The following is a 22,478-nucleotide window of genomic DNA, read 5'->3' as shown; positions in this document are numbered from 1 at the left end:
CTTACCAGTTGCGTTTGATGCGGTTGCGGTACTGCACATCGTGGGGCAGTACCCGCTGCATTTCTTCCAGATGGTTCAACAAGATAGTGTAGGCCTCGGCGAGAGTGTCTTGGCCTAGATGGGGAAGTTCGCTGTGGCGGGCGGTCATGCGAACAACCTGCTCTATGGTCTGGCGGCGCTGTTTTTCTTCCGAGGGCAGAAACACGCCGAGATTGCTCGCCAGCAGGGTCTTCAGGAACTTGGCTCGCCGCTCGATGCGCTGCAGGAAGCGCGCCCGATGGTCAATCTGTAGTTCCGCCATTGCCGCTGCCGCCTATTTCTTTTGGACGAGTTCGATGGTCGTCCTCTCCTGGCCCGGCTGCAAGTGCCGACGGAGGGGCGGCGCTCCCCGACGTATCAGCGGCGAGCAAGCAGGGGGGCAAGGTAGCGACCTGTATGGCTGCCGGGACTAGCGGCAACGGCTTCTGGCGGTCCCTCGCAGAGGATGCAGCCGCCGCCGGCGCCGCCCTCCGGGCCTAGGTCGATCAGCCAGTCCGCGGTCTTGATCACGTCCAGGTTGTGCTCGATGACGACGATGGTGTTGCCGTGGTCGCGCAGGCGGTGGAGGACCTGGAGCAGAAGTTCGATGTCCTGGAAATGCAGGCCGGTGGTGGGTTCATCCAGGATGTACAGGGTGCGCCCGGTGTCACGCTTGGACAACTCCAGCGCCAGTTTGACCCGCTGCGCCTCGCCGCCGGACAGGGTGGTCGCGCTCTGGCCCAGGCGGATGTAGCCCAGGCCGACGTCCATGAGGGTCTCCAACTTGCGCGCGACCGCCGGTACCGGGCGGAAAAACTCCAGCGCCTGTTCCACCGTCATGTCCAGCACTTCGTAGATGGTCCTGCCCTTGTAGCGGATCTCCAGGGTTTCGCGGTTGTAGCGCTTTCCATGGCAGACGTCGCAGGGCACGTACATATCGGGCAGGAAGTGCATCTCTACCTTGATCATGCCGTCGCCCTGACAGGCTTCGCAGCGGCCGCCCTTGACGTTGAAGGAGAAGCGGCCCGGCCCGTAACCGCGGGCGCGCGCCTCCGGCACGCCAGCGAAGAGCTCGCGTATCGGGGTCAGCAGGCCGGTGTAGGTGGCCGGGTTGGAGCGGGGCGTGCGGCCGATGGGCGATTGGTCGACGTTGATGACCTTGTCGAAGGCATCCAGGCCCTCGACCTGATCGTAAGGCGCGGCTTCCACGCTGGAGCCGTTCAGGTGGCGAGCGGCGAGTGCCGCCAGGGTGTCGTTGATCAGAGTGGACTTGCCGGAGCCGGAGACCCCGGTGACGCAGGTTAGCAGGCCGACAGGCAGCTTCAGCGTAACGCTCTTGAGGTTGTTGCCGCGGGCGCCGGTGAGACGCAGCATGCGTTCGGGATCCGGTGTGCGCCGCTCGCCGGGAACGGCGATGCTGCGCTGGCCGGAGAGGTAGGCGCCGGTCAGCGAATCCGGGTTGGAGATGACCGCCTCCGGCGTGCCGGCCGCGACGATGCGGCCGCCGTGCTCGCCGGCACCAGGGCCCATGTCCACCAGATAGTCGGCGCTGCGGATGGCGTCCTCGTCGTGCTCGACCACGATCACCGTGTTGCCGAGATCGCGGAGGCGGCCCAGGGTGACGAGCAAGCGGTCATTGTCGCGTTGGTGCAGGCCAATGGAAGGCTCGTCCAGCACATACATCACGCCGGTGAGGCCGGAGCCGATCTGGCTGGCGAGCCGGATGCGCTGCGCTTCTCCGCCGGAGAGCGTATCCGCTGAGCGATCCAGCGAGAGGTAATCCAGGCCGACGTCGATCAGGAAGCTGAGGCGGTCGGAGATTTCCTTGACGATCTTGTCTGCCACCTGAGCGCGGTGACCACTCAGCTGCAGGGTGTCGAAGAAGTGCTTGCACTGGCCCAGCGGCAGCCGGCTCACCGAGGGCAGCGGCTTGTCGCCGATCAGCACGTGCCGGGCTTCGGAGCGCAGCCGGGTGCCGTGGCACACAGGGCAGGGCTGAGTGGCGCGGTACTTGGCCAGCTCCTCGCGCACGGCGAGGGAGTCGGTCTCGCGGTAGCGCCGTTCGAGGTTGGGAATGATGCCCTCGAAGGGGTGTTCCTTGCTGACCATGCGACCGTTGTCGGAGAGGTAGCGGAAGGCCACCTTGGTCTTGCCGGAGCCGTGCAGCACGGTGTCGCGGATGTCGGCGGGCAGTTCTTCGAAGGGCGTGTCCACGTCGAACTGGTAGTGGGCCGCGAGGCTGGCCAGCATCTGGAAGTAGAACTGGTTGCGCCTGTCCCAGCCGCGGATGGCGCCGGCGGCGAGGGAGAGCTGCGGGTGTGCCACGACCCGCAACGGGTCGAAGAAATCGACTTGGCCTAGGCCATCGCACTTCGGACAGGCGCCGGCCGGGTTGTTGAAGGAAAACAGCCGCGGCTCCAGTTCGGCCAGCGCGAAGCTGCATACCGGGCAGGCGAAGCGGGTGGAGAAGAGGTGCTCCTTGCCGCTGTCCATCTCCAGCGCAATGGCCCGGCCATCGGCATGTGTCAGCGCGGTCTCGAAGGACTCGGCGAGGCGGCTGCGCAGATCGCCGCGGACCTTGAGGCGGTCTATCACCACCTCGACGTTGTGGCGACGCCCCTTCTCCAGCGGCGGCATCGCATCCAGCTCGAAGACCTCGCCATCCACCCGCGCCCGTACAAAGCCCTGGGCGCGTAGTTCGGAGAACAGGTCATGCTGCTCGCCTTTGCGGCCGGTTACCACCGGCGCCAGGATCATCAGCTTGGTGTCCTCCGGCAGAGCGAGGACGTGGTCCACCATCTGCGACACGCTCTGCGCCTCCAGCGCATGCTCCGGGTGGTCCGGGCAGTGGGGCGTGCCGGCGCGCGCGTAGAGCAGGCGCAGGTAGTCGTGGATCTCGGTGACGGTGCCGACGGTGGAGCGCGGGTTGTGGCTGGTGGCCTTCTGCTCGATGGAGATCGCGGGCGACAGGCCCTCGATGAGATCCACGTCGGGCTTCTCCATCAGCTGCAGGAACTGGCGGGCGTAGGCGGAGAGCGATTCCACATAGCGCCGCTGCCCCTCGGCGTAAAGGGTGTCGAAGGCCAGCGAGGATTTGCCCGAGCCGGACAGCCCGGTGATCACGGTCAGCCGGTTACGCGGCAGATCCAGGTTCACATTCTTGAGATTGTGGGTGCGGGCACCGCGGATGCGGATTTCGTCCATGGGCGGCTGCTCGGGAGGAGGGCGGAGGGCAACGTTGGACTATAAGAGAGAAGGGCGCCGTGGGCCAATGTTAGAATGCGTTCTTTTGTCTACCGCCAGCATGTCTTCCTCTGCGCGCGATTCGATGACGGCCGCTGAACGCCGGGCCGGTATCAGCCTGGCGGTGATCTTCGCGCTGCGGATGTTCGGCCTGTTCCTGATCCTGCCGGTCTTTTCCGCCCACGCGCAGCACATTCCGGGCGGCGACAACCTCACGCTGGTCGGCCTCGCCATCGGCGCCTACGGCCTGACCCAGGCCTGTCTGCAGATCGCTTACGGCGCCGCGTCAGACCGCTTCGGTCGCAAGCCGGTGATCTTCTTCGGCCTGCTGCTGTTCGCCGTCGGCAGCGTGGTCGCCGCCTGTGCGGACGGTATCTACGGCATCATCGCCGGCCGGGTGCTGCAGGGCGCGGGCGCGATTTCCGCTGCGGTTACCGCGCTGGCCGCCGATCTCACCCGCGACCAGCACCGCACCAAGGTGATGGCGATGATAGGTTCCAGCATCGGTCTGGTATTCGCCCTCTCGCTGGTGGGCGCGCCGCTGCTGTATGCCTGGGTTGGCATGAGCGGCCTGTTTTGGCTCACCGCCGCGCTGGCCCTGTGTGCGATGGCGGTGCTGGGCTGGGTGGTGCCCGGGGCGCCGCAGGTGCCCAGGGCCAATGCAGGCCGCTTCGTCGATGTGCTGCGCGACGGGCAATTGATGCGGCTCAACATCGGCGTTTTCGTGCTGCACCTGATTCAGACCACGATGTGGGTCATGGTGCCGGCGGCGCTGATCTCCACCGCCGGCCTGCCGGTGGCCGAGCACTGGAAGGTGTATCTGCCGGCGGTGCTGGTGTCCTTCGTCTTCATGGTGCCGGCCATCATTTTCGCCGAGCGCTACAACCGCATGAAGCTGGTGTTCAATACTGCGGTAGCGCTGCTGGTGGTCGTGCAGCTCGGTTTCTATGCCTTCGGCCACGGGGTCTATGCGCTGGGCCTCTGGCTGACCTTGTTCTTCATTGCCTTCAACGTGTTGGAGGCCACGCAGCCATCCTGGATCTCGCGCATCGCGCCGGCGGATGCCAAGGGGACCGCGCTGGGCGTCTACAATACGCTGCAATCCACCGGACTTTTCCTCGGCGGTGCGCTGGGCGGCTGGCTGGCGCAACACCAGGGACCGGCGGCCGTCTTCCTGTCCTGTGGCGGGCTCGCGCTGCTGTGGCTGGCCCTGGCGGCAACAATGAACCCCCCGCCCGTGCGCGTCGTTCCGGCCGCAAGCGGCGGCTGAAAGAACCTGATGATTGCCCGGCGCGGGCGGTCTGCATCTCGAAATCAAAGGAGAACCGATGGCTTCCGTTAACAAAGTGATTCTGGTCGGCAACCTGGGGGCTGATCCGGAAAGCCGTTTTGCCCCGTCGGGCGACGCGATCTGCAATATCCGCCTCGCCACGACTGAAAGCTGGCGCGACAAGGCCAGTGGCGAGCGCCGTGAGGCCACCGAGTGGCACCGGGTCAGCTTCTACGGCAAGCTGGCCGAGATCGCCGGGCAGTACCTGCGCAAGGGCAGCCAGGTTTATATCGAGGGCAGCCTGCGCACCCGCAAGTGGCAGGACCAGAGCGGTCAGGATCGCTATACCACCGAGATCCGCGCCGACGAGATGAAGATGCTGGGTCGCCGTGAAGGTGGCGACGCCCCGATGCGTGGGGGCGACAGTGGCGGTTATGGTGGTGGCTACGATGCACCGGCGCCGCAGCAGTCCCGCGCGCCGGCACCGGCCTCCCGCCCCGCGCCGGCCAGCAACGCCAACAGCAACAGCGGTGGTTTCGGCGATTTCGACGACGACATCCCGTTCTGATCCCATTCCTGCCGGATGCAAGGGCCCGCGGCCGATGGCTGAGGGCCCTTTGTTTTTTCGGCTTGCCGTTTTGCCGGCCAGTGCGTGCTGCTCCAGGCACCCTGGCAGGCGACCCCTTGTCCGGTTGGCATCGCCGAAAGCGCGTTGGGGCGTCGGTCTGCATTACACTCGATAATCGAAACGCAAGTTGCTGCAGGCGCGCGGACTGCTTGCCTGCGGCCTGTTCCCTACCGTAGCCGCTCGCGGCACGTGACGAGGAGTGGTGCCGGAGCGTGGAGCGTCGTCGTTTTCTCGCCACCTTGCCTGCCTTGCCGATCAGCGCGACGCTGCCGCTTGCGCTGTCTGGCTGCGCTCTCACTCGCCCCCCCTTGTTGGTGGGGGCTTGCCCCTGGCCTGGCACAGCCAGCCTGAGGCTGGCGGAGTCCGAGGCGCTGCTGCCTCCCGCTTGTGCCCGTCTGCTCGATTTCCCCAATGCTTCCATGGTACTGGCGGCCTTTCGCAACGGCAGCCTGGACGCGGCGGTGGTGACGCTGGATGAAGCCCTGCTGCTGGCTGCACACGATCAGGCGCCGCGGCTGGTCTGCGTGGTAGATTTTTCCGAGGGCGCGAGCGGTCTGCTGACGCGGCCTCCGGCCGAAGGCCTGGGCTCCCTGCGGGGTGCCCGCGTTGGCGTCGAAACGGAAGCAGGAGGTGCCTACCTGGTCGCGAAGGCGCTGGAGCGCGCCGGCATTGGACTCGATGAAGTGGTCTTCGTGCCGTTGCCGCTGGATCGGCATGAAGATGCTTACCTTGAACGGCGGGTGGATGCGCTGGTCAGTGCCGAGCCGGTGCGTTCCCGCTTGCTGGCCCTGGGCGCGCGCGAGTTGTTCTCTACCCGGGAGATGGCCGGGGAGCTCGCGAACGTGATCGTGGTCCGCGAACTGCAGCTTGCCAGCCGCCGGGCCGATGTCCGTTGTCTGATCGCTGGCCACTTCGCCGGGCGTGAGCGCTTGTTGGCAGACCCGCGAGCCGCCGCGCAGGCGCTGGGACCGCGAGCCGGCCTGCCGCCGGAAGCCTTCAGCCTCGCCTTGCAGGGCCTGCGCCTGCCGGATCCTGCGGAGAACCGCCGCCTTTTTGCCAGCGGCGAGCTGGCCGAGGTCCTTGGACAGGTGGCGCTCACGCTGCACAACTACCGCTTGCTGCATGCCCAGGTGCCTGGAGAGAGCCTGCTCGATTCCAGCCTGATCGAGGAGGTATGAGGTGGTCAGCTACCTGCCCCTGCGCCAATTGCTGCTTGGCATCGTTCTGGTGTTCGGCGTGCTGGTGGCTGCCGGCCAGTTTGCCTTCATCCTGAACAGCTATTCGGAAGATGCGCGTACCCGGGTGGAGATGATCGCCCGTCATTCCGGCGGCACCCTGGCGGCCAACCTGGAGGCGGCACTGGCCGAGGGAGAGGGCCGCTATGCGCGCCAGCTGGTGGCGCAGAGGGTGACCCTGCCGCACCTGGTCTATGCCGCCTTCGTCGGTAGCGGCGAGCGTATTGTCGCCGCCACCAGGCCGGGGCTGGAGGGGCACACGCTGGCGGAGGTCGGCTTGCCGGCGCCGCCATCGGCGCTGGTGAGTGCGGCGCGACGCACCTTGGCCGGTCAGGTGGCGGGCGATCGAGGCAGCGACCGGCTGTGGGGTGTCTTCCCGGTGCGGCTGCCGGCGCCGGTGGGGCAGATCCGCTCCACCCAGGCGGGCTACGCGGTGATCCTGATGGATACCGGCGCGCTGCTGCGCTCGGCCCGCCAGCAGGCCTTGCGGCAAAGCCTGATCGTCCTCCTGCCCATCCTGCTGTTGTCGCTCGGCATCGGCGCGCTGGTGAAGGTGCTGCTGACCGACCGCATCGAGCAACTGCTGGCTTACACCCGCTCCCAGGCGCGTGGCGGCAATCTGCCGCGGCCAGTGTCAGGCAGCGACGAGTTGGGTTTGCTCGGGCGCCAGCTGTCTTCGCTGATGCGCGAGGTGCTGGATTCGCGTGACTACCACGTCCGCCTGCTGGACCGCATGCCCAACCCCATCTGGCGCGCGGACGCGGCGGGGGCCTTCGATTACTTCAACCAGGCCTGGCTGTCCTCCACCGGGCGCGAGTTGGCGCAGGAGCTTGGTGAAGGCTGGCTGGCGGGGATGCATCCGGACGACCTCGCCAGCTGGCGGCAGATTTTCCGCGCTGCGCTGTCGGCACGCCGGCCGTTCTCCACCGAGTACCGCCTGCGTTTCCGCAATGGCGATTACCACTGGATGGCGAGCCATGCCGAGCCCATCCTCGGCGGGGACGGCCGTTTCCTCGGCTACATCGGCAGTTGCTTCGACCTGCAGCAGGATCGCGACGCCGCTGCCGCCATCGCCGCGAGCGAGGCGCGTTTCCGCGGGCTGGTCGAGCGCACCCTGGTCGGCGTCTACCTCGTTCGCGATGGCCGCATGACCTATGCCAATCCGCGGCTGGCCGAGTGGTTCGGCTATGAGGTGGAGGAGATCATCGACCTCCCCATTGCCCGCCTGGTGCATCCGAACGACCTGCCGCGGGTGACCGAGCAACTGCGACGCCGGACCGCCGGCGAGGTGGACTTTGTCCAGTACGAGTTCCGCGGCATGCGGCGCGACGGCAGTTCTTTCCCGGTGGAGGTGTATGGCAGCCGGATCGACTACGAGGGCGGCCCGGCTGTCATCGGCGCCTTGCTGGATCTTACCAATCGCTACCGCGACCAAGCGGCGCTGAAAGCCGCGGCCGCCGTGGTGGAAGCCAGCCCGACGGTGCTGTTCCGGTGGAGGCTGTCACCCGGCTGGCCGGTCGCCTACGTTTCCGAGAACGTCCATCGCTGGGGGTACAGCACTAGCCAGCTGACGGCGGAGGATTTCCGCTTCATCGACCTGGTGCATCCGGACGATAGGGAGCGCGTCGAGCAACCGGGCGCCGAGGGAGACAGCCTCCTGCGGGAGTACCGCATCCGCACCGGCGACGGCAGGTACATCTGGGTGGAAGAGCGTGGCAGCCTGCAGCGCGATGCCGACGGCCAGTTGGCCGAGCGCACCGGCCTGCTCACCGATGTCACCGAACGCCATCGTACCGATGCAGCGATGCGCGAACTCAACGCCGAACTGGAAGCGCGGGTGGAGCAGCGTACTGCGCAGTTGGCCGTGCTGAACAAGGAGCTGGAGACCTTCGCCTACTCCGTGTCCCACGACCTCAAGGCACCATTGCGTGGCATCGACGGCTACAGCCACCTGCTGATGGAGGATTACGCCGGCCAACTGGACGAGGAGGGAAAACTTTTCATCCGCCATATCCGCTCCGGCGTGAAGCAGATGGCACGGCTGATCGACGACCTGCTCGCATACTCCCGCATGGAGCGCCGCACCTTGCAGCGGACCGAGGTAAACCTGCCCGACATGGTGCGTGGCATACTCGCTGAACGGGCCGCAGAGCTGGAAAGCGGCCATACCCGCATCGAAGTGGACGTGCCGGAGCTGAGGGTGCAGGCGGACCCCGACGGTCTGGCGCAAGTTCTGCGAAATCTCGTTGATAACGCTCTCAAGTACTCAAAGGATGCCGCTTCTCCCGAAGTCCGTATTTCGGCGCGGGCGGAGGGAGAGCGCTGTCATGTACGTGTCCAGGACAATGGAATCGGATTCGACATGAAATTCCACGACCGCATTTTCGAGATATTCCAGCGTCTGCAGCGGGCGGAGGACTACGCCGGCACCGGGGTTGGCCTCGCCATCGTGCGCAAGGCCGTCCAGCGCATGGGCGGCCGGGTGTGGGCCGAGGGCGCGGTGGGGCAGGGCGCCACCTTCCACCTGGAGCTGCCGTTATGAGCGACGTGCTGCCCACCGCTCGCCCTATCCTGCTGGTCGAGGACAATCCGGCCGACCTGGACCTCACCCGCCGTGCCTTCAACCGGCGACATCTGGTGAACCCGCTGCTGGTCGCCCGCGATGGCCAGGAAGCGCTGGATTTCCTGCCGCGCTGGAGCGCCGGCGAGCCGCTGCCGCTGGTGGTGTTGCTGGATCTCAAGCTGCCCAAGGTTCATGGTCTGGACGTGCTGCGCCAGTACAAACGCGAAGAGGTATCGCGCAGCGTGCCGGTGGTGGTGCTCACGACCTCGGACGAGGACGCCGACATCGAGACCGCCTATACCCTGGGCGCCAACTCCTACATCCTGAAACCGGTCGATTTCGACAAGTTCACCCAGGTTGCAAGCCAGATCGAGCTCTACTGGTGCGCGCTCAACAAGCCCGCCCGGGCTTGAGGCGGCGGCCGAGGGTACGGATGAAAGTCCTTTACGTCGAAGACAATCCGGTCGATGCCGATCTGGTCTGCCGGGGGCTTGGGCGCGGCATGCCCGCCGCGGTGCTCGAACTGGCGAGCAGCGTGGCGCGCGGCATGGAGCGGCTCAAGCTGGAGTCCGGCTACGACGTGGTGGTGGCCGACCTTGCCCTGCCCGACGGCAGCGGCATGGACCTGTTGAACTGGGTGCGGGAGCAGCGGCTGCCGCTGGCCTTCGTGGTGCTCACCGGCTCGGGCGACCAGGGCGCCGCTGTGGCGGCCCTGAAGGCGGGAGCGGACGACTACCTGGTCAAGGATGGCGACTACCTGGAGCGACTGCCGCGCACGCTGGAGGTGGCGCTGAACCGCTCGCGCGCCGAGCAGGCCCATCGCAGCCGGCCTATCCGGGTGCTCTACGCCGAGCACCACCGTTTCGACATCGACCTCACCCGGCGGCACCTCCTGCAGAGCGCGCCCCATCTGCGCATCCACAATGTGGCGACCGCGGATGAAGTCCTCGCCAAGCTGCCGACCGCTCCGGGGCTGTCCTGCGATTACGACGTGGTGCTGCTCGATTTCCTGTTGCCCGGCATGAACGCGCTGGACATCACCAAGGTGCTGCGCGAGGAGCGCGGGCTGGACCTGCCCATCGTCATGGTCACCGGCCAGGGTAGCGAAGAGATCGCCGCCCAGGCGCTGCGCCTGGGCGTGTCCGACTACCTGGTGAAGCACGACAGCTATCTGCACGAACTGCCGCTGGTGCTGGACAAGGTGTTCCGTGAGGCCGAGCTTATGCGCGAGCGCGCAGCGTTGCGCCGGACCAGCGAGCGTCTGCAGGAAGTGCTCGCCACCAGCCCGTCGGTGAATTACACGATGGAGTTGCGCGATGGCACCTGGCAGCTCACCTGGATCAGCGACAACCTGGCCCGCCTCACCGGTCACGAGACGGCCGCTGCGCTGCGGCCGGGGTGGTGGGCGAGCTGTCTGCACCCAGCCGAGCAGACGCTGGCGGGCACCTTGCCGGTGGACTTGCACGCCGGCGACCAGCGCGTGCGCGAGTACCGCTTCCTTCGCAGCGACGGCGAGACGATGTGGCTGCGGGATGAAGGCAGGCTGGTGCGGGACAGCGAAGGGGCGCCCCGGCGCATCGTCGGCGTGTGGAGCGACATCAGCGAGCAGCGCATCGCCACCGAGCGCTTGAGGCTGAACGCAGCGGTGATAGAGAGCACCCACGATGGCGTGCTCATCACCGACCTCGAAGGACGCATCGTCTCGGTCAATCGGGCTTTCACGGTTGTCACCGGCTATGAGCGGGATGAAGTCATCGGCCGCAATCCGCGCTTCCTTCAATCCGGCCGTCACGACCGCAACTACTACCAGGCGATGTGGGCGGCACTGACCGCAACCGGCTACTGGCAGGGCGAGTTGTGGAACCGCCGCCGCAACGGCGAGCTGTATCCGGAGTGGCTCACCCTGAACGCGGTGCGCAACGAGGCGGGGGAAGTCAGCCACTACGTCGGCGTGTTCACCGACATCAGCAAGCTCAAGCAGACCGAGGCCAGGCTGGATTACCTCGCCCATCACGACCCGCTCACCGATCTGCCCAACCGCCTGCTGGTGCTCTCGCGCCTGGAGCATGCCTTGGAGGTCGCCCAGCGCCGCGGCAAGCGGGTGGCGGTGATGTTTCTCGACCTCGACCGCTTCAAGACGGTAAACGACAGCCTCGGCCATTCGGTGGGCGATGAGCTGCTGTGCGAGGTGGCCGGCCGCCTGCGCCGCCGGCTGCGCGATGAGGACACCCTGGGCCGTCTGGGCGGCGACGAGTTCATGGTGCTGCTGGAGCAGGTGGAGACGCCCGGGGATGCAGCCGTCGTGGCGCAGAACCTGATCGAGGAGCTGGCCGAGCCTTTCTCCCTTTCGTCCGGCCACGAGGTGTTCATCCACGTCAGCGTCGGCATCAGCCTGTATCCGGACGATGGCTGGGAATTCATGGAGCTGGTGCGCAACGCGGATGCGGCGATGTACCGGGCCAAGAGCCAGGGCCGCAACACCTACGGCTTCTACACCGAAGACCTGACCCGCTATGCCAGCCAGCGCCTGGACCTGGAAACCCGCCTGCGCCGGGCGCTGGCGCAGGCGGAATTCGTTGTCTTCTATCAGCCGGTGCTGTCGGTGGCCGACGGTCGCCTGCTGGGCGCCGAGGCGCTGGTGCGCTGGCAGCCGGCGGGGGAGGCGATGATCTCGCCGGCGGAATTCATTCCCATCGCCGAGGAAACCGGCCTCATCCTGCCGCTGGGCGAATGGGTGCTGCGCGAGGCCTGTCGCCAGGCGCAGGCCTGGATTTCCGCCGGCCTTGCTTTCGGTTCGATGGCGGTCAACCTGTCCGCGGCCCAGTTCAAGCGCCAGGATGTGGGCGCCATGCTGCGCGAAGTGCTGGAGGAAACCGGCCTGCCGGCCGGGCGGCTGGAACTGGAGATCACCGAGAGCAACCTGATGGATCAGGGCGAGCGGGCGGCGGCAATGCTGGATCGCCTGAAGGAGCTGGGCCTGCGGCTGGCCATCGACGACTTCGGCACCGGCTATTCCAGCCTCGCCTACCTCAAGCGCTTCGCCATCGACAAACTCAAGATCGACCGCAGCTTCGTCAAGGACCTGGCCGATGACCGCAACGACCTCGCGATTGCCGCCGCGGTGGTCGCCATGGCGAGGGCCCTGGAGATCAGCGTGCAGGCGGAAGGGGTGGAAACCGCCTCCCAGCTTGCGCTGCTGGCGACGCTGGGCTGTGGCGCCTACCAGGGCTACCTCTGCAGCCCGCCGGTGCCGGCGGCGGAGTTCGAGGCGCGTTTCCTCCGCCACCGCTGATCTCGCGGTTGCGCCGCCCTGCGCCGCCGGGAGGGCGGCCCGGCGGCGAGCCGCCCCGCGTCAGCGTGCGTCCAAGGCCCGCCGCATCCGCGCCAGCGCCTCATCCAGCGTCGCCCGCGGGCAACCGAAGTTGAGCCGCAGGAAGCCGGGCAGCCCGAAGGGGCGGCCGTCGGACAGGCCGACGCCCGCGGCCTCGAAGAAGGCCGCCGGATCTGCCAGGCCGCTGTCGCGACAATCCAGCCAGGCGAGATAGGTCGCCTCCGGCCGGTTGGTGCGCAGGCCCGGCATGGCCGCCACCGCCTCCATCACCCGTTCGCGGTTGCCGCGCAGGTAGTCGAGCAGCGCGCTGCGCCAGGCGCCGCCGTCTCGATAGGCCGCTTCGGTGGCCACCAGCCCCAGCACGTTCACATGCGGCACGATGCCGCGCATTGCCCGCCGGTAGCGGGACCGCAGGCCGGCGTCCGGAATGATGGCGAAGGCGCAATAGAGCGCAGGGATGTTCCAGGTCTTGGAGGGCGCCATCAGCGTGATGCTGCGGCGGGCGATCTCCGGATTGAGCGCGGCCAGCGGAACATGCGGCTTGTCCTCGTCCAGCACGAGGCCGCAATGGATCTCGTCGCTGCAGACCACCAGGTCCCGGCGTTCGGCGAGGTCGGCCAGCCACTGCAACTCTTCCTGGTCGAACACCCGGCCCACCGGGTTGTGCGGGCTGCATAGCATGAACAGGCGGGTGTCTCCTGCCAGCGCTTGCTCGGTCGCCAGCCTGTCCCACTCCCAGCGGGTCGGGCCTTCGATCAGCGGTGCGGTGATCAGCCGGCGCTCGCTGTTGTCCGGTGCTGACAGGAAGGGGGGATAGACCGGCGTGGCGGTGAACACGCTGTCCCCCGGCTGGCCGACGGCGCGGCAGGCGAGGTTGAAGCCGGTGACCACGCCCGGCAGCCAAATCAGCCATTCCGGCTCGATCTGCCACGCATGGTCGCGAGCGAGGCCGGTGGTGACCGCTTCCGTCAGCGAGGGCCAGGCATCGGTGTAGCCGAAAATGCCGTGGTCCAGCCGCGCCCGCAGCGCCTCCAGCACGGCAGGCGGCGCAGTGAAGTCCATGTCCGCCACCCACAGCGGAAGGACGTCACGACCGGCATAGCGGCCCCACTTCTCGCCGGGAACGGTACGGCGGTCAGGTTGTCGGTCGAAATCGAAATCCATGGCGGGAACCGGGGCGGCGGTGGCGATAGGGGCGCACAGTTTAACGTCCCCTGTCCGCCGGCCGGCGCATTCCGCCCCTTGGGCAGCGTGGCCGGGGAGCGCTTTTTGTTACTCGGATAGAATCGGGCAAAACAGTTCGAAGGAGGGAGGAAGGCAATCGTGCATGATCTCTGTGCGCATCCCGACGGCATCTATACAGTGGACTCCGGTTACGGCCGGCCACTGCTTGCCGCCATCCACATCATCGTCCACCGTGGTCGCGCTGCGGTGGTGGATACCGGCTGCAACGCATCGGTGCCACGGGTATTGGCTGCCCTGGCCGGCCTGGGCGTGGCGCCGGACGCGGTCGAATGGGTAATGCTGACCCATGTTCACCTGGACCACGCAGGCGGTGCCGGCAGCCTGATGTGCGCGCTGCCCCGGGCCAGGCTGCTGGTCCATCCGCGGGGCGTTCCGCACATGGTCGACCCCACCCGGCTGTGGCAGGGAACCGCCGCGGTGTATGGGGCGGAGCGCGCCTTCTCGCTGTATGGCCGCCTGGTGCCGGTGGAGGAAGCGCGCATCGTCGCCGCGGTGGAGGGGCAGGCGCTGGAATTGGCGGGGCGCGTCTTCGAAGTGCTGGAAACGCCGGGGCACGCGCGCCATCACATCGCCATCTGGGATGCGCAGGCGCACTCCTTCTTCGCCGGCGATACCTTCGGCCTTTCCTACCGCGAGCTGGACGTCGATGGCCGCGCTTTCATCTTCCCCAGCACCACGCCTACCCAGTTTGATCCGAACGCGCTGCATGCATCGGTAAACCGCATGCTGTCGCGTTCGCCGCAGGCCATGTTCCTGACCCACTACAGCCGGGTGACCGACATCCCGCGACTGGCGGACGACCTGCACCGCCTCATCGACACCCAGGTCGCGGTGGCAAGGGCCGCTCGCGGAGATGGCGTGGCGCGCCATGTGGAAATCCTCGCCGGCCTGGAGCAGATCGTGCGGGAAGAGTCGGAGCGGCAGGGCTGGCTGCTGGCGGAGGATGCGGTGCTGGAGTTGCTGCGCGACGACCTGGAGCTGAATGCGCAGGGGCTGGGCGTCTGGCTGGACAGCCAGAAGGCCCGTTTGCCGGCGGCAGAGATCGTCTGATCATCCGGCCGCGGAGAGTTCGGGCGCCGTGCCTGGCTCCTGCCGGTCGCGCGCGGCACCGGCCGCCGACTGCAGGACTCGGTGGAGGCTCGGGGGTGGAGTAAGATCGCTCGGATCTCCCGTTCCCGCCTGTCTCCCATGTCGCTCCCGCTTGCTCCCGAACGTTCCCTGCCTTCCCTTGCGGGAGAGGCTGATCCCGCTCGCCGCTTCGGCGGACTGGACCGCCTCTATGGCGTGGGGGCGGTGGAGCGGTTGGCGCAGAGTCATGTCTGTGTCGTTGGCATAGGCGGCGTCGGCTCCTGGGTGGCGGAAGCACTGGCGCGCAGCGGTGTGGGCCGTCTGACCCTGGTCGATCTGGACAACGTCGCCGAGTCCAACATCAATCGCCAGATCCACGCATTGGACGGAACGCTGGGCCAGCCCAAGGTGCAGGCGATGGCGGAGCGCATTGCCGAGATCAATCCGGCTGCCCGGGTCGTCCAGGTGGAAGATTTCCTGACGCCGGAGAATGCGGCCGGGCTGCTGCAAGGCATGGACCATGTGGTGGACGCGATCGACAACGTGCGTGCCAAGGTCGCGATCGCCGCGGTGTGCCGCGCCCACGGCCTGCGGCTGGTGATGGCCGGTGGGGCAGGGGGGAAGGCGGATCCGACACGCATCCGCGTCGACGACCTCGCCCGCACCGAACAGGATCCCCTGCTTGCCAAGGTGAGGGCCGCGCTTCGCAAGAACCACGGATTTCCACGTGACCCCCGGCGCAAGTTCGGAATCGAAGCGGTGTATTCGGTGGAGCCGCTGCGCTATCCCATTGCCGCCTGTGCTCCCGGCCAGGCGCCGCAGGGGCTGGCCTGCGCCGGCTATGGTTCCAGCGTGGCGATGACCGCCAGCGTGGGCCTGTTCGCCGCGGCTCGGGTGCTGGGTCGGTTGGTGGAACAGGAGCCGCAGCCATGAGCGGGCGCCAGGGCGTGATCCTGTTCGGGCATGGCGCGCGCGATCCCGCCTGGGCCGGGCCGATGCAACGCATGCGCGAACGTATGCGAGCGCTCGCGCCGGAGCTGGAGGTAACGCTGGCCTTCCTGGAGTTGATGTCCCCCTCGCTAGCGGAGGCGGCAGAGGCCTTGATCGCCGGCGGCTGCCAGCGCCTGGTGATCCTGCCGGTATTCCTGGCACAAGGGGGCCATCTGAAGCGCGATCTGCCGGCGCTCCTGGCGGAACTTGCGGCCCGTCATCCGCAGGTGGAGTTCAAGCTGGAGCAGGCTGTGGGTGAGGCGGAGCCTGTCGTGGCGGCTATCGCGGATTACGCCTGCGCCTGCGCGCGCACGCCTTCGCGCTGATTTCGCCCGAATGCGGGCATATGTCCGCGATTCCCGGCGGGGCAGGCCGGCTACAATCGGGCATCGTCATCTGCGGGGTTGCCAATGAATGCTCGCTCCACTCCTCCGGATCGTCGGCTGGACCGGCGCATTCCCCTCGGTTGTTCCGCGTCCATCTTTTTGCCCAACGGCGAGGTGGTGGCGGCCGAGTGCGTGGAAATCAGTGTTGGCGGAATGACGATACGTGCGGCCTATGTGCCCGGGGAACTGGAGGTGATCGAGGTGGCCGTTGCCTCGCCCGGCGCCCAGCTCGACCGTCCGCCGCTGGTGACCCGCCTGCAGGTGAAGCGTTGCCACGCGGTTGGCGATGGCATCTACGAGATCGGCGGCGCCATCGTCCGCGTACTGGGCTGAACCGGGCGGAGCCGCGCGGCGTTCAATATTTCCCCGGCCTGCGCGGCAGGTGACCGCCCAGGGTGAAGCCGGCACGGAACAGGGCAGGCAGCAGGCGCCGGTTCTCGCGCCGGGCGCGGGCAAAACGTAGTAGCTCGGCATGCAGCGGCGCCTCGTTGGTGTAGGGCAGCAGCGGTTGGTTCTCGTCCACCTCCCCCCGGCGAACACACTCCTGCGCCAATGGTGCAAAGCGCAAATTCACTTCCAGATCGAACACATGCCGCTCGAGAAAGCGCACCAGTTCGAACAGCACCACGGTGGCTGTCAATACGAGGAAAGGAAAAACCGGAACAGAAGTGGTTTCGGTAACGCCTTCGCCTTCGGCGAGGGCAAAGCGCCCCACGGCAGTCACCAGCCCGAGGATGACCAGCAGATAGACGCTCAACCTTGAGGCGAATGCCCGGCGGCGGGCGTTCTCCCGTACGCGCATGTCGAAATGCAGCTTTTCCAACTGGCGGTAGTCTTCCGCGCTGCCCTTGAACCAGGAGGGCACACCCCGGCTCGCATTCGATTGCTCATACATGATGGCTCTCCTCGCGCGGACGTCGCTGTGTGCGGCGTTCCTGTTCGATGCAATACCGGTATCTGCGCCCCAACAATAGCAATGGATTCCATTTCTGCCAACGTGGGTATTGGCTGGGTGGTCGCTATCGTCCGGCGTACGGCGAGCGCACGCCAGAAAGGCATGCTGCGATGCGGTAAAGACGTAAGGAAAGCGTGAGGAAAAACTCAGCGGCGCCGCAGTAGTTGATGCACCGCCACTGCCGCGATGCCCAGCAGGCAGAGCAGGGACCAGTTGGCGATGGAGAGGCTGAGGAAGGTCCAGTCCACCACGCTGCAGTCGCCCGAGCCGCCAAAGATCATCGGCAGGGACTCGGCGAGGGGGAAGCTGTCCAGCATATAAGCCAGGTCGGGGCCGCACTCGGCGAATTCGGGCGGATAGAGTTGTATCCAGCTCTGCCTGGCGGCAACCCCGGCGCCGGCGAGGGCGGCGATCAGGATCAGTGCGATGTAGACCTTGCGGCCTGGCCGAGCCGGTCCGTGAATGCCGGCGATGAGCGACACCAGCGCAATGGCGACGAAGGCATAGCGCTGCATGATGCACATCGGGCAGGGCTGCAAGCCGACGGCGTGCTGGAGGTAGAGCCCGAAGCCCAGCAGGCCGAGGCAGACGAGGAAGAGGGCGAGGAAGGGGCCGCGTGGGTAAGGCAGGAAGGTGGCAGGCATGAGGGGCGTAGGTAAGAGATGAGAAGGGGCTGGGGCTAGTGGGCGCCGAAGTCGAGATGCTAGCGCCAGCCGGCGGCGAGCGCATTTCGTGCGTGTGGCGGATGGGAAAGTTCCCGGCGCGGACGCGGGATTAGTCCCGTACGGGGCTCAGCGCGGTCCCCAGCATGTCGAGGAAGGCGCGCGTCTTGGTTGGCATCAGCCGGCGTCCGGGGAACACGGCCCAGGCGGTGGCCGAGGGCAGGTTCCACTCGGGCAGGATGCGGCGCAATTCGTCCCGTCGTACGTGGGGTTGGGCGAAGTACTCGGGCACGGCAACGATGCCGGCGCCGGCGCGCGCCAGGCGGATCAGTAGTTCCGGCGAATTGGCGATGCTGCGGCCGGGCGGCGTGCCCGTCCATTCATGGTCGCCGCGGCGCAGGCACCAGGGCGCCGGTTCGCCATTGCGGCCGAGGAGGTGCAGGCAGTCGTGGCTCGCCAGCGCTTCTGGCGTTGCCGGCGCACCGCGGGTGGCGAGGTAGTTGGGCGAGGCATACAGCCCGGAGGGATAGATGGCGATGCGGCGGGCGGCCAGGTTGGCGTCGTCCGGCAGATCGCCCATGCGCAGGGCGAGGTCGAAATTCTCGCCCAGCAGGTCCACCCGCCGCGGCGACAGATCCAGTTCCAGCGTGACCCCCGGATGCAGGGCGACGAAGGCGGCCAGCATGTCCACCAGTAGCAGGTTGGCGAAGTCGCTGGGCATGGAGACGCGCAGCCGTCCGCTGGGCCGGGCCTGCCGGTGCTCCGCTAGCGCCGCGACCGCATCCACCTCCGCCGCTACCTGGCGGGCATGCTCCAGCAGGCTGTGGCCGAACTCGGTGAGGTTGAGGCGCCGGGTGGTGCGCTGGAGCAGGCGTTCGCCCAGCCGCTCCTCCAGCAGGCCGATGCGGCGGGAAACGGTGGACTTGGGCAGCTCCAGCCTTTCGGCGGCGCGGGTGAAGCTGCCGGCTTCGGCCACACGGGCAAATATCAGGAGGTCGTTGGCGTCGTATTGTTCCATTTTTGAGTCAATGTTATCCGATATGGCGGATTTATCCTTTCGGTGGTGAGTAATAAAGTGTGCTCCATGCAGCACCCCCCACCCGAACAAGGAGAGCAAAATGAACATCCTGCAAATCAATGCCAGCGCCCGCAGCGTCGGAGCCAATTCCACCCGTGTCGCCGAGCGCATCGTCGCCCGCCTGCGCGCGGCGAATCCGGATGCCAGCCTCACGGTCCGCGATCTGGCCGCCAACCCCCATCCGGTGCTGGACGAGGCCGCGCTGGGCGCGCTCTTCACGCCGGCCGAGCAGCGCAGCGCCGAGCAGGCCGCGCGGGTGGCGCTGGATGATGCGCTGATCGCCGAGATCCAGGCCGCGGATACCGTAGTGCTGGGGGTGCCGATGTACAACTTCGGAGTGCCGGTGCAGTTGAAGAACTGGATCGACGCCATTGCTCGCGCCCGCGTCACCTTCCGCTATACCGAGAACGGTGTGGAAGGCCTGCTGAAGGGCAAGAAGGTATATGTGGCGCTGGCCCGCGGCGGCCGCTATCGCGACACCCCGGCCGACAGCCAGGTGCCCTACCTCAAGACCGTGCTGGCTTTCCTTGGCATGACAGACGTCAGCTTCATCTACGCCGAAGGGCTGGCGCTGGGTGAAGAGGCAGCGGTCCAGGCCTTTGCCGAGGCGGAAGCGGACATGGACGCCGCCTTCGCCTGAACCCGTGTCGCACCCCTGAACAGGAGACCATCATGACGACCACGACAGAGACGATGCGGCCCGACACGGTGAATCGCTCCCGCGAGGTGGAGCGCCTGGTGGCCGGGCAGGCCACCTCGGACGGCGCCGGGGTGAAGCTCACCCGGGTGCTTACCCAGCCGCTGCAGCGCCGGCTGGACCCTTTCCTGATGCTGGATGCCTTTCGCAGCGATGATCCGGATGACTACATCGCCGGCTTTCCGGATCATCCGCACCGCGGCTTCGAAACGGTGACTTACATGATCGCCGGCCGCTTGAGGCACCGCGACAGCGCCGGCCATGAAGGGCTGCTGCAGAACGGCGGCGTGCAATGGATGACGGCCGGGCGAGGGGTGATCCACTCCGAGTTGCCGGAGCAGGAGGATGGCCTGATGGAAGGCTTCCAGCTGTGGCTGAACCTGCCGGCCGGGGACAAGATGAGGGACCCTTGGTACCGCGACTTCTCCGCCGCCGACCTGCCCGCCTTCACGACCGACGATGGCGCCGAGGTAACCGTCATCGCCGGTGCCAGCCACGGCGTGGAGGGGGCGGTGAGCCGCGAGGGCACCCAGCCGCTCTACCTGGACCTGCAACTGCCGGTGGGCGGCCGTTTCGCCCAGCGGCTGCCGGCCGGGCACAATGCCTTCCTCTACGTCTATCGCGGCGCGCTCACCGTCGCCGGGCGGGAGATCGGCGAGCGGCGGATGGCGGTGTTGGGGAACGCGGCGGACCGGGACGGTGTGGTGGTCGAAGCGGGCGCCGAGGGGGCGCGCCTGCTGCTCATCGCCGGCCGGCCGTTGAACGAGCCCATCGCCCAGTACGGTCCCTTCGTGATGAACACCGAACAGCAGATCTACGAAGCCCTGGCGGATTTCCGCGACGGACGTTTCGGCGGCTGATTCGCCGACCGCCCCGGCCAACGGCGCCCCGCGATGCTTCAAGGCACGCGGGGCGCCGCTTTTTCAGGGGCGGTGGAGGAGGGGCGATTGTCGTATCCCGGCCCCGGCTGCCATCCCGGCCGGAGCTTGTCGCAAAAGCGACAGCCCCGTTCCCGCAAGCGATTGAATTGGTGATGAAAAACGGATGGCATCCGGCTTGCTTCGAAGGGGGAAATCTTTCCCTCCAGGAGCCTAGCCATGCCCAAGCCGAAGAAGCACGTACTCGTCTGCGTCCAGGGGCGCCCGCCCGGCCATCCCCGCGGCTCCTGTCAGCAGAAGGGCTGCATGGATGTCTTCCAGGCTTTCCAGGAAGCCTTCCAGGCGCGCAACCTGTGGAATGACTTCGCGGTGACCAACACCGGCTGCCTCGGCCCCTGCATGAGCGGGCCCAGCGTGCTGGTCTATCCGGACGCGGTGATGTACGGCGGCGTGGCCGTCGGCGACGTGAGCGCCATCATCGACGAGCACCTGATCGGCGGCGCGCCGGTCGAGCGCCTGAAAGTGCCTGCGGAAATCTGGGGGTAAGGACATGGAAACGCCAATTCAGCCAGAAGCCCTGTCGGGCGAGCCGACCTACCCGCCCGGCACCATCGTGTTCGCGGTGGACGACATCCACAACGACGGCAGCCTGCCGGGCGTGCCCGAGGGCGAGTTGCTGGCCGCGGCCGGCACCCGCGGCGTGGTGGTGAAAGTGGGGCACATCGAGGAAGTGCTGGATGTGGAGGTGTTCGTCGTCCGCTTCGAAGCGGCGGACGGCGTGCTCGGGCCACCGGTGGGCTGCTTCGTCGAGGAGATCGGCCGGGAGGCCGGCGCCGCGGCGCCGGTTCTATCCTGAGCAAGCTGGAAGGGCGCATGCGCATCGCGGTCGCCACCCGCGAGTTCCTGGAAGTGTCCGGGCATGCGGGCAAGACGCGCGAATGGCTCATCTACGATTGCGCGCCCGGCTGCCCGCTGCCGGTGCCCGCGCGCATCACGCTGGAGAAGGCGCAGCTTTTCCACTACTTTGACGACGTCGGCCCGCATCCGCTGGATGGCGTCGACCTGGTGGTGGCGGGCAGCGCCGGCGACGGCTTCCTGCGCCACATGGCCAAGCGCGGCGCGGAAGTGTTGCTGACCGGCGAGAGCGAGCCGCAGGCGGCGCTGGAAAAGTTGATCGCAGGCGAGGCGCTGGCGGACACCCGCTTCGATCCGACACGGGCGCTGTGCGCACTGCGCGATCTCTTTTCCCGGCACTGAGCTCCAGCCGCTGACTTTCCTCCACGGTGGGCAGTGCCGACCAACCAGGAGTAGGGCTTCCATGCGTCATCCGGTTCTGAGCGATCAAGAGTTGGCGGCCCTGCTTGCCGACGACGTGCCCTGCGGCGATCTCACCACCGACAGCCTGCGCATCGGCGCGCGGCCGGCGCGGCTGAGCTTCTGCGCCCGTGGGCCGATGACGGTCTGTAGCGTGGAGGAGGCCGCCCGCCTGTTCGAACTCAACGGCGCGCGGGTGCGGCTCGAAGCCCGCTCGGGTGAAAGCCTGTCCTTCCAGGCGCCCATCCTCACCGTGGACGGCAGCGCGGAGGTGCTGCACCGCACCTGGAAGACCGCCCAGGTGCTGGTGGAGTGGGCCAGCGGCATCGCCAGCGTGGCCGCGGCCATCGTCCAGGCGGCCCAGCACAAGGGCAAGCGGGTGCCGGTGGCCTGCACCCGCAAGACGGTTCCCGGCACCAAGGCGCTGTCGGTGAAGGCGGTGCGCTGCGCCGGTGCCACCATGCACCGGCTGGGCCTTTCGGAGACCCTGCTGGTCTTCCCGGAGCATCGGCTGTACCTGGACGAGTCGCCGGCGGTGACGGTGGCGCGCCTGCGGGCGGCGGAGCCGGAGAAGAAGGTGGTGGTCGAGGTCGGCACGGTGGACGAGGCGCTGGCCTGGGCGCAGGCCGGCGCCCATGTAGTGCAGACCGAGAAATTCCCGCCGGACCGGGTTGCCGAGTGCCGCGCCGCGCTGGATGTGCGCCAGCTGCCTTGCCTGCTCGCCGCCGCCGGTGGTGTGAAGGCGGACAACGCCGAGGCCTATGTCGCGGCGGGGGCGGATCTGCTGGTCAGTTCGGCGCCCTTCTCGGCGCCGCCGCGGGACGTCAAGGTGCAGTTCTTCGGGGATATGTAGCCGGCCCCGTCGTCATGCAGGGCCAGGAGCTGGCTGCCATCCCTGGCGTGGCGGAGCCGAACTG

Annotated in this window: 22 protein-coding genes; 16 read left to right on the top strand and 6 right to left on the bottom strand. The window is 67.4% G+C overall.

Going from position 1 to position 22,478, the window contains the following annotated elements:
- Nucleotide 1: 1 nt before the first annotated feature.
- Complete coding sequence (locus C7389_RS08760; protein ID WP_133590424.1) at nt 2-301, bottom strand: hypothetical protein; 300 nt, start codon at nt 299-301, stop codon at nt 2-4.
- 95 nt (nt 302-396) lie between these two features.
- Entirely contained in the window at nt 397-3,222 is a 2,826-nt protein-coding gene (gene uvrA / locus C7389_RS08755) for an excinuclease ABC subunit UvrA (RefSeq protein ID WP_133590422.1), read from the bottom strand.
- A 124-nt stretch (nt 3,223-3,346) separates the two neighbouring features.
- On the opposite strand from uvrA, the gene C7389_RS08750 reads away from it, so the two are divergent.
- The 6 genes from C7389_RS08750 (at nt 3,347) to C7389_RS08725 (ending at nt 12,249) form a co-directional block, all read left to right on the top strand.
- Nucleotides 3,347-4,531, top strand: a complete 1,185-nt coding sequence (locus tag C7389_RS08750) for an MFS transporter (protein WP_133590420.1) — start codon at nt 3,347-3,349, stop codon at nt 4,529-4,531.
- 58 nt (nt 4,532-4,589) lie between these two features.
- On the top strand, nt 4,590-5,099 hold the full coding sequence (gene ssb, locus C7389_RS08745; RefSeq protein WP_133590418.1) for a single-stranded DNA-binding protein: 510 nt from the start codon (nt 4,590-4,592) through the stop codon (nt 5,097-5,099).
- A gap of 272 nt (nt 5,100-5,371) precedes the next feature.
- Entirely contained in the window at nt 5,372-6,337 is a 966-nt protein-coding gene (locus C7389_RS08740; RefSeq protein ID WP_342773501.1) for an ABC transporter substrate-binding protein, read from the top strand.
- Nucleotide 6,338: 1 nt separating this feature from the next.
- Complete coding sequence (locus tag C7389_RS08735) at nt 6,339-8,936, top strand: PAS domain-containing sensor histidine kinase (protein ID WP_133590414.1); 2,598 nt, start codon at nt 6,339-6,341, stop codon at nt 8,934-8,936.
- Entirely contained in the window at nt 8,933-9,370 is a 438-nt protein-coding gene (locus C7389_RS08730; protein ID WP_133590413.1) for a response regulator, read from the top strand. Before C7389_RS08735 ends, C7389_RS08730 begins: the two co-directional genes overlap by 4 nt.
- Nucleotides 9,371-9,390: 20 nt before the next feature.
- Nucleotides 9,391-12,249, top strand: coding sequence for an EAL domain-containing protein (locus C7389_RS08725; RefSeq protein WP_133590412.1), 2,859 nt, complete (start codon nt 9,391-9,393; stop codon nt 12,247-12,249).
- Nucleotides 12,250-12,309: 60 nt separating this feature from the next.
- On the opposite strand, the gene C7389_RS08720 is transcribed toward C7389_RS08725, so the two are convergent.
- On the bottom strand, nt 12,310-13,452 hold the full coding sequence (locus C7389_RS08720; protein WP_133590410.1) for a MalY/PatB family protein: 1,143 nt from the start codon (nt 13,450-13,452) through the stop codon (nt 12,310-12,312).
- Nucleotides 13,453-13,611: 159 nt separating this feature from the next.
- Here C7389_RS08720 and C7389_RS08715 point away from each other — a divergent pair, with 159 nt between their 5' ends.
- From C7389_RS08715 to C7389_RS25415, 4 genes are all read left to right on the top strand, one after another.
- On the top strand, nt 13,612-14,583 hold the full coding sequence (locus C7389_RS08715) for an MBL fold metallo-hydrolase (RefSeq protein ID WP_133590408.1): 972 nt from the start codon (nt 13,612-13,614) through the stop codon (nt 14,581-14,583).
- Nucleotides 14,584-14,721: 138 nt separating this feature from the next.
- Nucleotides 14,722-15,534, top strand: coding sequence for a tRNA threonylcarbamoyladenosine dehydratase (locus C7389_RS08710; RefSeq protein ID WP_133590406.1), 813 nt, complete (start codon nt 14,722-14,724; stop codon nt 15,532-15,534).
- A complete protein-coding gene (locus tag C7389_RS08705; protein ID WP_133590405.1) occupies nt 15,531-15,917 on the top strand; it encodes a sirohydrochlorin chelatase in 387 nt (128 codons plus the stop codon). Before C7389_RS08710 ends, C7389_RS08705 begins: the two co-directional genes overlap by 4 nt.
- A gap of 213 nt (nt 15,918-16,130) precedes the next feature.
- Nucleotides 16,131-16,310 carry a hypothetical protein gene (locus C7389_RS25415; protein WP_246034687.1) on the top strand — a complete coding sequence of 60 codons (180 nt, stop codon included), beginning with the start codon at nt 16,131-16,133 and terminating at the stop codon, nt 16,308-16,310.
- Nucleotides 16,311-16,332: 22 nt separating this feature from the next.
- Here C7389_RS25415 and C7389_RS08695 read toward each other — a convergent pair whose 3' ends face one another.
- From C7389_RS08695 to C7389_RS08685, 3 genes are all read right to left on the bottom strand, one after another.
- Entirely contained in the window at nt 16,333-16,872 is a 540-nt protein-coding gene (locus C7389_RS08695) for a hypothetical protein (RefSeq protein ID WP_133590403.1), read from the bottom strand.
- A gap of 206 nt (nt 16,873-17,078) precedes the next feature.
- Nucleotides 17,079-17,576: a disulfide bond formation protein B gene (locus tag C7389_RS08690; protein ID WP_133590402.1), complete on the bottom strand. Its 498-nt coding sequence runs from the start codon at nt 17,574-17,576 to the stop codon at nt 17,079-17,081.
- 130 nt (nt 17,577-17,706) lie between these two features.
- Nucleotides 17,707-18,612 (bottom strand): LysR family transcriptional regulator, encoded by a 906-nt coding sequence (locus C7389_RS08685; RefSeq protein WP_133590400.1) that lies wholly within the window; start codon nt 18,610-18,612, stop codon nt 17,707-17,709.
- Between the two features lie 100 nt (nt 18,613-18,712).
- Here C7389_RS08685 and C7389_RS08680 point away from each other — a divergent pair, with 100 nt between their 5' ends.
- The 6 genes from C7389_RS08680 to modD all read left to right on the top strand — a co-directional run bounded on the left by C7389_RS08680 (nt 18,713) and on the right by modD (nt 22,414).
- On the top strand, nt 18,713-19,312 hold the full coding sequence (locus C7389_RS08680; RefSeq protein WP_133590398.1) for an FMN-dependent NADH-azoreductase: 600 nt from the start codon (nt 18,713-18,715) through the stop codon (nt 19,310-19,312).
- Between the two features lie 32 nt (nt 19,313-19,344).
- Nucleotides 19,345-20,229 carry a pirin family protein gene (locus tag C7389_RS08675; protein WP_133590396.1) on the top strand — a complete coding sequence of 295 codons (885 nt, stop codon included), beginning with the start codon at nt 19,345-19,347 and terminating at the stop codon, nt 20,227-20,229.
- 237 nt (nt 20,230-20,466) lie between these two features.
- Nucleotides 20,467-20,793, top strand: a complete 327-nt coding sequence (locus C7389_RS08670) for a (2Fe-2S) ferredoxin domain-containing protein (RefSeq protein ID WP_133590394.1) — start codon at nt 20,467-20,469, stop codon at nt 20,791-20,793.
- Between the two features lie 4 nt (nt 20,794-20,797).
- Nucleotides 20,798-21,103, top strand: coding sequence for a nitrogen fixation protein NifZ (locus C7389_RS08665; protein ID WP_133590392.1), 306 nt, complete (start codon nt 20,798-20,800; stop codon nt 21,101-21,103).
- Nucleotides 21,104-21,120: 17 nt separating this feature from the next.
- A complete protein-coding gene (locus tag C7389_RS08660) occupies nt 21,121-21,504 on the top strand; it encodes a NifB/NifX family molybdenum-iron cluster-binding protein (protein ID WP_133590390.1) in 384 nt (127 codons plus the stop codon).
- 61 nt (nt 21,505-21,565) lie between these two features.
- Nucleotides 21,566-22,414: a ModD protein gene (gene modD / locus C7389_RS08655; RefSeq protein ID WP_133590388.1), complete on the top strand. Its 849-nt coding sequence runs from the start codon at nt 21,566-21,568 to the stop codon at nt 22,412-22,414.
- Nucleotides 22,415-22,478: the final 64 nt, after the last annotated feature.

Origin of the sequence: Azoarcus indigens, assembly GCF_004361735.1 — a bacterium.
Taxonomy (GTDB): domain Bacteria; phylum Pseudomonadota; class Gammaproteobacteria; order Burkholderiales; family Rhodocyclaceae; genus Azoarcus; species Azoarcus indigens.
The sequence above is the reverse complement of the archived record's forward strand: the minus strand, read 5'-3'. Positions and strand labels throughout refer to the sequence as shown.